This window comes from Photobacterium sp. SP02, from assembly GCF_038519165.1.
In the GTDB taxonomy this organism is placed as follows: domain Bacteria; phylum Pseudomonadota; class Gammaproteobacteria; order Enterobacterales; family Vibrionaceae; genus Photobacterium; species Photobacterium halotolerans.
Window position 1 is genome coordinate 1 of sequence record NZ_JASJOJ010000139.1, and the last position, 1,276, is coordinate 1,276.

At 43.7% G+C, this 1,276-nt stretch carries 2 protein-coding genes; both read right to left on the minus strand.

Annotation, left to right across the window (positions count from 1 at the left end):
- Nucleotides 1–136 precede the first annotated feature (136 nt).
- Nucleotides 137–715, minus strand: a complete 579-nt coding sequence (locus P0Y67_RS22610; protein ID WP_342393692.1) for a hypothetical protein — start codon at nucleotides 713–715, stop codon at nucleotides 137–139.
- A 34-nt stretch (nucleotides 716–749) separates the two neighbouring features.
- A partial coding sequence (locus P0Y67_RS22615) for a hypothetical protein (RefSeq protein ID WP_342393693.1) occupies nucleotides 750–1,276 on the minus strand: 527 nt, incomplete at its 5' end.

Sequence of the window (1,276 nt, forward strand, 5' to 3'; positions counted from 1 at the left end):
TATCTCAGCCCTGAGAATTTTGAATTGAAGAACAGTGCTTAGCTAAGTGTCCAGAGTTAGTGGATCAGATCAGTTTTCTTTCGGTAGTACATATTGCAGAGTGGCCTCCCTTATTTGCTCGCTAAAGCAGGCCTTGTCATTTTACTTGCTTCTCAGCAAATGCAAGTTTCTTTTTCTCTGCATCACTGATAGAAGATTCTACCGGTTTATACAGCGTAGCAACTTTGGCGTAATCTTTATTTTTCCAAGCAATTTGTACTTCTCTTCTGATATGCGCCAGCTTGCTTTTCAACTCATACTGGTCACACTCTCTTTCTCTTAAACCCGATAGGCGTTTAAAAACGAACTCATTATGTTGCAATAACTCAACTGCATAGGTAGACAATAACGACGACAGTTTGGCAACACAGTTAGCCAGTACGGAAGGAGTGCTGGCCTGGAAAAAGGTATACCTTTCTTTTTCGGCCACACCCTCCAGTCTAAGAATCTCTCCCATATTAAATGGCCGCTCTTGCCCACCATACAGAACATTCAGCTCACCAATTTCAACATCGAGTTCATACGAACGGTATGCATCATAACGCACATCCACAAACACCTTATCACTTTCAAAACGAACTACATGGTTCGTAACTTCAACACAGCGAAAATGGTAATCAGAAACAAGGAACGAAAAACCTTTCTGAACCAAACTTTCAAAATCATTAGTGCTCATCTTAATCCCCAAATAGCAATTACCATCCGCCCAATTAATTGGGTGGATGGTAAGCTCCTGTTGATGAGTTGTATTGCCAACCACGCGACTCTAATAATTTGCGCTCGGCATTTAAGAAGCCACCTGTATCTATCTGCTGGCCAGTTTTAGGGTCACGGTATGAATCATAAATTGGATTTCCCTTATTCATCTGCTCACGTAAATGACCTGAGTTCTGTTTCCAATTTGCTTTAGCACTGCCTTTGTCAGGCAAGTGGAGCATAAAATCTCCGTCCTTCCAGCCATCAGCTTTCGTCGTAGATTCTTTACCCCATTTGAAAAGGTTCAGTCCACCTTTGTCTGCGCCCTTTGCAACCCGACTCGCAGCACCCAGCCCCGTTGCACCGGGTATTGCTAACCCGGCTAAATCAGCCCCCAGTGCTGTTAGGTTACTGCCTAAGTTGCCGCAGTCGCCAAGAACATTGTCCGTTAAAATCCGATATAAATCATAGCCAATAAACCCGATGTCAGCGACAGTGTCAATGATTAACCCTGTCGAATCCGTATAGTTCAGCGGGTCTG

Coding starts and splice junctions, on each gene's coding strand:
- P0Y67_RS22610 (WP_342393692.1), bottom strand. CDS start 715: ATGAGCACTAATGATTTTGAAAGTTTGGTTCAGAAAGGTTTTTCGTTC.